11 protein-coding genes are annotated in these 9107 nt (G+C 45.3%); 5 read left to right on the forward strand and 6 right to left on the reverse strand.

The window, feature by feature from the left end:
- Positions 1-401: 401 nt before the first annotated feature.
- On the reverse strand, positions 402-1367 hold the full coding sequence (bla, locus tag QUB77_RS30755) for a class A beta-lactamase (protein ID WP_333180622.1): 966 nt from the start codon (positions 1365-1367) through the stop codon (positions 402-404).
- 484 nt (positions 1368-1851) lie between these two features.
- Positions 1852-2061, reverse strand: a complete 210-nt coding sequence (locus QUB77_RS30760) for a hypothetical protein (RefSeq protein WP_333180623.1) — start codon at positions 2059-2061, stop codon at positions 1852-1854.
- Positions 2062-2075: 14 nt separating this feature from the next.
- Here QUB77_RS30760 and QUB77_RS30765 point away from each other — a divergent pair, with 14 nt between their 5' ends.
- Complete coding sequence (locus QUB77_RS30765; RefSeq protein WP_333180624.1) at positions 2076-2237, forward strand: hypothetical protein; 162 nt, start codon at positions 2076-2078, stop codon at positions 2235-2237.
- 126 nt (positions 2238-2363) lie between these two features.
- Here QUB77_RS30765 and QUB77_RS30770 read toward each other — a convergent pair whose 3' ends face one another.
- Positions 2364-3221, reverse strand: coding sequence for a hypothetical protein (locus QUB77_RS30770; protein ID WP_333180625.1), 858 nt, complete (start codon positions 3219-3221; stop codon positions 2364-2366).
- Between the two features lie 251 nt (positions 3222-3472).
- Between QUB77_RS30770 and QUB77_RS30775 the strand changes: the two genes are divergently transcribed.
- The 4 genes from QUB77_RS30775 (at position 3473) to QUB77_RS30790 (ending at position 5190) form a co-directional block, all read left to right on the forward strand.
- A complete protein-coding gene (locus QUB77_RS30775; protein ID WP_333180626.1) occupies positions 3473-3649 on the forward strand; it encodes a hypothetical protein in 177 nt (58 codons plus the stop codon).
- Positions 3650-3686: 37 nt separating this feature from the next.
- Positions 3687-3947 (forward strand): hypothetical protein, encoded by a 261-nt coding sequence (locus QUB77_RS30780; RefSeq protein WP_333180627.1) that lies wholly within the window; start codon positions 3687-3689, stop codon positions 3945-3947.
- A 1-nt stretch (position 3948) separates the two neighbouring features.
- Positions 3949-4665, forward strand: a complete 717-nt coding sequence (locus tag QUB77_RS30785; protein WP_333180628.1) for a hypothetical protein — start codon at positions 3949-3951, stop codon at positions 4663-4665.
- A 306-nt stretch (positions 4666-4971) separates the two neighbouring features.
- The gene (locus QUB77_RS30790) at positions 4972-5190 is read left to right on the forward strand and encodes a hypothetical protein (RefSeq protein ID WP_333180629.1); all 219 of its coding nucleotides are present in this window, start codon (positions 4972-4974) and stop codon (positions 5188-5190) included.
- Between the two features lie 527 nt (positions 5191-5717).
- Here the strand turns inward: QUB77_RS30790 and QUB77_RS30795 are convergent.
- From QUB77_RS30795 to QUB77_RS30805, 3 genes are all read right to left on the reverse strand, one after another.
- Positions 5718-6566, reverse strand: coding sequence for an arylamine N-acetyltransferase (locus tag QUB77_RS30795; protein ID WP_333180630.1), 849 nt, complete (start codon positions 6564-6566; stop codon positions 5718-5720).
- A 173-nt stretch (positions 6567-6739) separates the two neighbouring features.
- The gene (locus QUB77_RS30800; RefSeq protein WP_333180631.1) at positions 6740-7261 is read right to left on the reverse strand and encodes a hypothetical protein; all 522 of its coding nucleotides are present in this window, start codon (positions 7259-7261) and stop codon (positions 6740-6742) included.
- Positions 7262-7429: 168 nt separating this feature from the next.
- Positions 7430-8899: a hypothetical protein gene (locus QUB77_RS30805; protein WP_333180632.1), complete on the reverse strand. Its 1470-nt coding sequence runs from the start codon at positions 8897-8899 to the stop codon at positions 7430-7432.
- Positions 8900-9107 lie beyond the last annotated feature (208 nt).

Genomic DNA, 9107 nt, shown 5'->3' on the forward strand with positions numbered 1-9107 from the left:
TTGGCACATCTCTTGATGAAGTTATTCGTGCTTATTGTGCATGAAGAGTGTCTCATACTTATTTGAAATGACTATATGTCCGAAACTCTGCACCGCAAGCTGTCGATGCTGGCAGCCAGGACGGGACGCCAGAAAGTAAACCAGAGTGCGGATGTTGTTGGAAGAGGGGCTTAAGGAGGTTGAAAGGTAAGGATTCTGGCGTTGCTGATTCACGGTATGCAACTTTTCGCTTGATGTTACAAAACTCATCCTACTAAGCCTATAGGCATTGAGAAATCTTTAATTCATACCTGTATTCAGCAACGCCTCCAACTAGCCTGCTCTTTCTGATGAATGGTTGCGATCGCAATTGAGCGAAATTTGCAAACACAAAAGAAACGGTTCGCTATAATTTTTCATGTCTATTTGCTCCATTCGTCCCATGCGGCCTTCGCCACTTTTGCGATGACTTCCTCGCGTATCGCATTGTTTGCCCCAGAATCTGAAACAAAAACTGCAATCGCCATTTGTTGCCCACTCGGAAGCGTCACGAGTCCTACATCATTGGTTGCAGCCGTCACTCCATTTACAGTAGATGAAGTACCAGTTTTGTGCGCCACAACTGTCCCATCAGGCAACAGTCCTTTAATGCGCTTTGGACCTGTAGTTGTCTGTGTCATCAATTGCAGCAATAAGGCTTGACTAGATTTTGAAAGCCCTTTTCCCTCATGAAAAGCGCGTAACAAAACGACCATAGCATCAGGTGTCGAATAGTTACGATACTTCACTGCTGGGTCTTGCGCTAGCTCCTTCTCCGTATTAGCAACAACGATATCGTTGATGCCAAGACGGAGCAAATACTCCGTGACAATCCTTGGCTCACCGAGGAGTCGTAACAGCACATTACAAGACGTACCATCACTCTCAGAAACCATGTACTTTAATAGTTCAGCCAGACTGAATTCCATTCCCTGCGATTTCTCGTCGATAATCCGACTACCCTGGAGGACATCACTGGTTTCAACACGAATTTTCTGATCTAGCTTCAATTTTCCTTGGTCTACTTGAGTCAGAACAGCCATTGCAATAGGAAACTTGTAAACGCTTTGCATCGGAAATTGCTGATTTCCATTCAGAGTCACTGACTCTCCGGTTTCTAGCACTGTGGCTGTCACCCCAACACGCCCGATCGCCGCCTGAGAGATTTGTTCAATCCGATCGCGTAATTCGTTTGTGCGATCGGCGTTGGATATTGTGATACCCCCCGGCGCACTTGTTTGGTTGTTGGGAGTGTCTTCTCTATCACTGGAGTTAATGCTTGTGCAACCAAAAGTCAGTAAAAACAAGCAAAATGTGTAAAGCCAAGCTTTTTTTATCCCTGGAATCATGTCAATAGTTCTCAGTTAGGGTTAAACCGTATTAAGGATAGAATATGTTAGGAATCAAATTTTAATTTCTCTACCTCTGTGCGTTGGCTTTTTAGAGGGAAACTTACAGCGAGTTTTTTTGACGGTTCTAGGGTTAACCGAGAAGTATTGGCTTGACGCTTCTTACGCTGCAACAGGCTCTGATATACCAATCAGGCTGACAAAACCAGGAAAATGTTGGAGGCGATCGATTCAGGCAAACACATTTGGATACTGTCGGGGGAAATCTTGCCATCTGCTAAATATCTTGCGAAGGAGTACCACAAATTGTTCAAAGAAATTTTAGGAGCATTACCGTTGTGAGCCAAAAAACAAGTAAATCCCCAGACGTAGATATTGTAGATATGACCCCCGGTGCAAGAGTTCGGGTTGGGTGGTCAAGTAGCCTCCGCTCTTTCTCGCAGCCATCCCGACCCTCGCAGCCATCCCGACCCTCCCAACCCTCTCAACCTTCCCGACCTTCTGGGCCATCCCGACCCTCCCAACTATCTGGGCCATCACAACCACCAACGCCCAGAGCAGGACTAAAACCAAAATCTGCATTGCCAGCATCAATATCTCTCTCTGACAACGCCACCACCGTTCGCTTTATTGGCCACCGCAAAACCACCGCAGCCGGAAGCATCGCTACCAGAACCAGTTTCCATTCAATCAAAGGAGCCTAGCCTGATGAGCAAACTGCAAGCACCCGATAAAGAAGCCACGGTCAGGTTTACTGTGGATATGTCCGAAACTCTGCACCGCAAGCTGTCGGTGCTGGCAGCTAGGACAGGGCGTAAGAAAGTGGAGATTGTGCGGATGTTGTTGGAAGAGGGGCTTAAGGAGGTTTAGGGGTAAGAGTTCTCTTGATATTGGGGGCGATTGCTGTACTCGCATGGTGGCGATCGCTACTAGCGGAACTTAAAGATTTGTCCTGTTTCATAGTGTTAGCAGCGATTGCCCCCATATTACCGGCTTTTACTGCGGGCAACGAGCAAAGCTTACTTTTTCAAGAGGGTTTTTAATGAAGTCTAAAAATAATTTACCAACATCTGTAACACGCTCTGTTTTGGAGCCTTGGCTACCGTACTGATAATAAAATTCGCTTTCCTTAACAATTGCATCAATATCCTCAACTTTCTTGAAAGATACCAAGTTTGTATCTTGATAAGGAACCTCATAACCTAAGTGGTCAAGTTGAGCTATAGATGATAGAATGGGCCAGTGTCTAAACTGCGTTTCGTATTTTTCATTCTTTTCTTTAGTTACATACCTTTCTTTCAATTGAATTAAACCTTTTGCATTCAGATCTTGCAAAACTTGATTGTAAAAAGGGCGCTTGCCATCAACATCATCTCGAACAAGTTGCAGGTCATTATAAGTACCTTCGTGCAAATACTTGAGCAACATCAAATGCCAGGTTGTAAATTCATCTAGCCAATTGAGAAACATTCTCTGAATATCTGCCTCCGGTGCATTTGGTAGCCCCGCATTTAAAACTGTATTTCTCAGCGCTTCTAATTCTTGTTCTTGGTGGTGGCGCATTGCGGTGCCAAGGGCAGATATTAATGCTGTCTGAAAAATAGGGCTGTCTGCGGAAAAGCTCTCTACTTTATCTTCTATTTCTTTGATAGCCTCAACAAGATTCAGTAAAAAATTGTCTAACCGTTGATTGGCCGGGTACTTGACATAAGTTTCATAAATATAGGATGCCAGCGACCCCCCTGGTAAGAGATTGATAAGAGCTTGGCCTCCATTGTAAAGCTTGTCACTATCCTTGTTTTTAATGACCTGTTCGAGTTGTAATTTAAGCTCTTGGGCTTTCGAGTCTGACATATCAATTCCTCAAATTTGTTCGAGAGCGCGAACACGACCGTAAAACTTAACTTTAGCGCCTGCGAACAAAAATCAAGTTCGGTTAACCGTTACATTCCGGGCAAATCTTTTCTTGTTAACAAACGATTGCCACGAGCGCGGAGAGGTTCGGCCTGCTCCGCAAACGAGCGCGTTCTCTTGCCGCCTCCGCCCCACCCCGCTCGCGAAATACCCAAGATTGATGCAGTAATGCAGCAGTAGATGGTAAGGTAATGCTGACTACAAACAAAGAAAATATTAGGCTAACGCTAACTAACCGGGTGATGTTGACCGACATCAGCTTCTGGCTGCGGCAATTTCATACGACCGACGGCTTTATTGGCTTGAGGAACTTTCGGAGTTGGCTGCACGAGCGATTAACCGATTCAACCGCAACACGAATTAACTAGAAAAATCTAGTTGCTAGATACAACTTTGAGAGGAAATATGGCGAAATATAAACCCATTTTTGAATTGATAGGTCTGGCATTGGATGCGATTTTTGAAGCGAACCTCTGTCCGCAAGTTAGTAGCGGTAGAGAAATTCCCATCGAAACCGTACACGTTTCATACGACCAAAGTCTTCCCGATCTGTGCTTTATCTCAATTGAAACTTTTTTAACCCACGACTATGATGTAGTAATTACAAAAAGTGGTAGCGTTCAATTGGTTGCCGATAAACCTAAAGAACGCATCCGACTTATGTAATATGAACGTTTCGGAAGATTTGAGCAGGGTATGGAAGGATGTTGGGAATGTCTTAGAACCAGATAAGTCTTGGTTGACCGATGCAGCTAAACGCGATTGCATCCAGAAAAAACTTTTCTATTTTAATTCCCAACACAGTAACAGTCCAGAACATATCGACCGACTTATTAAAGCTTTATCCCCAGGGCAGGCTTTAGTTCAAGCAGCGATCGAATGGCAACATCCTGCCATCGGTCAAAGCGAAACCTGCAGCGTCAATGATAAGCTGCGAGGACATCAGTGGAGGCTGGTAATCGCCTACAGCGGTTTTGAGATTGCATCTAAAGCTTTAATGATGGACAAATGGAACAGGCAAGTTGAGAAGGAGATGTATGAAAGATTTCTGGAAAAATGCTTCCTGCCCGACTACAAACCAATAGAGCCGCCTAGAGGTAAACCGAAGCTTGCAAAATGGCTGAACAAGGAAGATGGGGCATTAGCTTCATTTCTGCGAGTAACTTCAGGAGATAAGAAAGCGATCGATCGGTGGTTGGTTCAATCCCAATCTGTAGATTCCTGGTGTGAGGCATACAAACTGGCGAAAGCTCTGAGAAATGCTTCGGCTCACGGATTCTTACTGCCAACTAAGATCCATGACTGGGGACTCAAGAACGGATTTCTTAGACTGACCGACGATCTGGCAAAGATTGTGATACCTGGACTAAGCAAACTTGCCTAAACTATGTTCACAGAATTAAGAAATTTTCATCTTTGCCACACTCGGTATTGACTTTTAGCAGCGATCGAGCATATCATTGACCTAATGAAATGCAACGAGTCACAAAGGCGCAATGTTTCGAGACTGTTGCATTTCTTTGTTTTTGAACGATTCACAATAAATTGAAAGCGATGCCAGAGGTCGGCGGTCGGCGGTTGCGCTATCGCACGAGTTATCAGGCATTGTGAACAGAGAGTTTTTTGGCGTTCCTTGGTAATTGCGATTAGATGCAGCGTTCGCGGGTTCAAGTGACAATAAGTTAGTTCGATGAAACAAATTGCTAAATTCCAGAAAGGTCAAAGAGTTGGCATTTACAACTCCCAAGGGTCGCAACAGATTTATGAAGTAGACGAGGTTATGTGGTCGGGGTCAACTTGGGCGTACACTTTTTTAGACTGCACCACTAAAACTCCCGTCTTTGTTACTTTTAGCAATGGCGGTTATTCTCGGTACCGGCAAGACGAACGCTGGCTGTCTTCGGTTTAAACAGCTAAGGGCGGGGAAAAATGCCAGGAAAGTGCGTTCCTCAACACCCAAAGCCAGGGTTCACTGCAATCATAATTGTGCTGGGGCCCAGATTATTTGTAACGCCCCAGGTTTTACTGCTGTGCCTCATGCAGCAGCGCGTGTAGAAACTTCTTCAATATCGGATGCTTCGTTGGGATACAGCCGAGATACCTGCATTCCGAGGACGTGATATTAAGAAACCTAACAAATAAGTTTCTACGTAGCTTTCTCGAAAGTTGCAAGCACAAAACCATTTTAAATTAGCTGACTATTCAACCAAGTTTGAGAAGGCAGAGTAGTGGTTATACTTTGCCCTCGTACAGACCTAAAAAGCGGAAATATTTTACTGCTAAATATTTCAGGCTTTGCTACTTCAAATCATTTGGTCTTATATTTACAAAACCTTACGTGTTGTCCTATTTTGCACGTATTTCGGCTGCTGCCCTAATAGATTAACGGGGAAAGAACGGTACGTTACATTGATTGACCGTTAACCGAGAGAATTGTTAGGTCATCGCACACGATCGCTCAATTAATTGTTGTAACATCCGATCGATCTCGGCGATCGCTCCCAGGTTGAGACAAAAAACATTCTCAAGGGTAGCGCGTAAATCTGCAACCGTTGAAAGGACGCGGTGTTCTGTTCGACCATCCAAATAATGCACCGTAAACTGATTGTTCCACAAGGCATAACGACAATTTGAATCCGGTTTTGCCACCATCAAGTTAGTAACAAAAATCGAGTTGGGATGAGTTGAAACATACCAATTGCTCACCTCATAATCGGGTAATTCTTGCTCCTCTTGATCGAATCTGTAAAGGGATTTCCACTCCTGCTTGATATATGCTTGCATAATGTAGCTGCGATCGGTTGCGATCAATCGAAATGGTTCATGGGATGTAGGTTGTTCAATATCCGGTGTCAAAGCAAGCGGCGTGGTAAGCGTTAATCCTCCGAATCCCACATCTGCAATGTATGGCTCTCCATCAATATTGACCCCCAGCACCATGTGACTGCGGGGCGCGATCGTCCCGGATGGCAAATTCCACAGCACGCGAGCTGCTAGATTCGTTACCTGAAAGCCAAGAGCAAGCAAAACAGCCCGCAACAGTGAGTTTTGCTCAAAACAATAGCCGCCCCGTCCCTCGTGGATTAGTTTTTGTTGCAAGGATGCTAAATCCAGCAAAACCGGTTGTTTCAGGAGTGAATTGAGGTTTTCAAAGGCGATCGTTTGGGAATGTCGCTGATGAATTGCCTGTAACGTTGTCAGCCTGGGTGAGCAGTCACCGCTATAGCCAATTCGTTGAAAATAGGCATCAAGGTCGATCTCAGTCAGTCGTTGTTGCAATTGCATATTTTATTAAAAGCGTTAGGGGCTTTGATTTGACACTCGATCGAGACCGAATCATCTCCAAAGTCAGGCAGCCTTTACGAGATAACGACCAGGCTCACCCGCCGGAAGGGAGCGAGAAACGAGCGGACTGTAGGCGGTCGGGTGCAGCGCCTTGTTAACCTGTTGTTGGGGCGTTACAGTGCCAGCGCCGTGAAGCCGAGCAACGCCCAATTATTCTTCCGTGATTTGTCATCATCTGTAAAATACTTGTGGTCGAACCAACGGAAGCCAGGTTCTTTTCTCACCGACCCGTCACGCTTTGGCTTGCTCATGTACTCATCGTAGAGGTGATTAACTCTTTCCACAAGTTCATCGTGTTTGTAAATATAGAAATCGTTTGTGCCATTGTCGTGCATATTTACCAGAACAACATACAAGTTGTCGTTATTCTTCTTTATGCTCATGTTTGGCCCGAATTTCCAACCTTGTGTGTTGGCGATTGCCATAGTTTTGACTTGAATCGAGATTGTTCTTTGGCCGAAAGTATCCGAAGCCAGAACATCAAAAATCTCGTTATTCTTTGGCGTGACAAGTGCCAAAACTCCACGCCGGCACAGTTCGGCACAAACGTAGTATTCACCTGCGGCACCAATGAGGTTTTTCGAGAGCATGAACGTTGCTGATGCCAGGGTATGAAAGGCTAATAGGCAAGTCATAGAAACCAGTATCGACAAAGCTTAGGGATTTTCAACTTATTTTTTTCATACCCTGGTTAAGTAACGCCGATGTACGTGGAAATCTGGGGTTCTGAGACACTTTTTCCCTGCTCCTTAGCCAATGGTGGCCAGCACCAACGATCGCAAACTGTCGTTGGGGATGTGCCATTATCGCTTTGGTCGGGTAGAGGCTCGGTTTTTGAGCTGCGGCAGTGTCTTGTCGCTATAGGTAAATGGTAGCCCTTTGTAATTTAATCTCTCCTCCAACCATTTGGGTTTCTCGCTAAACGAGATCGACATCGTACCGTCGGGAGCAACGCGATACAGCCATTTTGCACCCGGACAGATAGACGACTCCATATCGGGAACCGATGCCGGCCATTTTCCCGTTTTGGCTGCTAGTGCTTTGACTTGCAGAATTTTCTGAGTCAGTTCCAAATCCAGCATATATTTGGCTGCTTTACTGGTTTGGTTGGATAGATCTGTAGATGTCCTACCTATATAATTCCACCACGCGGAGTCTTTTGCCGTAGCTAAATCAGAAGCGCAAACATTGTGCTGGCGAGATGCTGCAAGGGATCGTTTATAGGCGTGATAACTATCGATCGCAGAAAAGCGAACATAAGGTTTGATTACCGGCTTGAACCACGCCAGGACAGGAGATAAAGTCCTGTCTAAGATTTTTTCTTCTGAAGTCTGGAAATAGTTCCCTTGAATTAGTGAAAGTATTCCCCCATCATTATAAGAGCTTGATGCTTTTAGTATCGAAGACCACGAATGTTTCCAAAGGAAGTCTTGCAAAGATTTGAACTGAAACAAATATTCTCCCTGCAAGGATGTCAATATCGATTCGCGGTAATCGCGTTCCAGCAAGCGCTGCTGCCACTGGGCCGGAAGCCGATCGGCTTTCCGCATCACCCCTGCTTGATATTTAGTCACAATCAAAGCCACAAGTTGAGGGAGTAGGGAGGGGCTTTCTGTTAAAGACTGGTTGATTTTCCAGGATACTTCCAGCATTTCTGCTGCTGCTTGCGTCTGACCTTTACGGTATTTTTCTAGAATGTCTAGGGCTAAAACTTTTTGGAAATTAGCCTGCCATAAATAACTGGGTAGGGGAAACGTTATATCTCCTTCCAGCATCCAGGTAATATCGGTTCCCCAGTGCGGCACTTCATTATTTAAAACCTGCTGGCGAAGTTCTGCTAAAGCCGTTTGGCGTCCGGCGAGATAGCGCTGTAATTTCTCTGAAGGTGGATTTACGGTATCGTTTGGTTTGGCAATCTCAGCGTTTAGGTACTGAGTTAATTCTTGTCTGATTTCTTCAAATGCCTTTCGATCGTCCTCTGAAGACTTAAAATCAGCCCTAGACTTGATGGAGCGATCGGCAGAAGAGAAACTTGCCCCTCCATCGAATCCCACTTTAGCGCTGGACGCCGCCAGCTTCAACGCCGCATCATTCGGCTCAGTTTTGGGAAACCGTTGGGCAAATGCTGCTAAATCCTGCTCGATTTCTTTTTCATGCACAGAGGCGATATAGTTGCCACCCACAATCCAAACTGCCAGCAGTCCCGCCAACCCAACAACAGAACCACCCAGAAATTTGAGGTTCCGTCTGAACGATGGGTTTTGAATGTCCATAAACTCCTCCTTCGCGCGAGCACACCTGAAAATGAGGCGTTGCTGAATACCGTGAATCAGCAACGCCTTACCTGTTTATCTTGCCCACTTTTTTTGCGCGCACGATCACATAACCAGGCCGTGTAACCTTTGGCGTTGCTTAATCAGGGTATGAAAAAAATAACTTGAAAATCCCGAAGTTTTGTGGATACTGGTTTCTCTGACTTGC

Source organism: Microcoleus sp. AT9b-C3 (assembly GCF_036705485.1).
In the GTDB taxonomy this organism is placed as follows: domain Bacteria; phylum Cyanobacteriota; class Cyanobacteriia; order Cyanobacteriales; family Microcoleaceae; genus Microcoleus.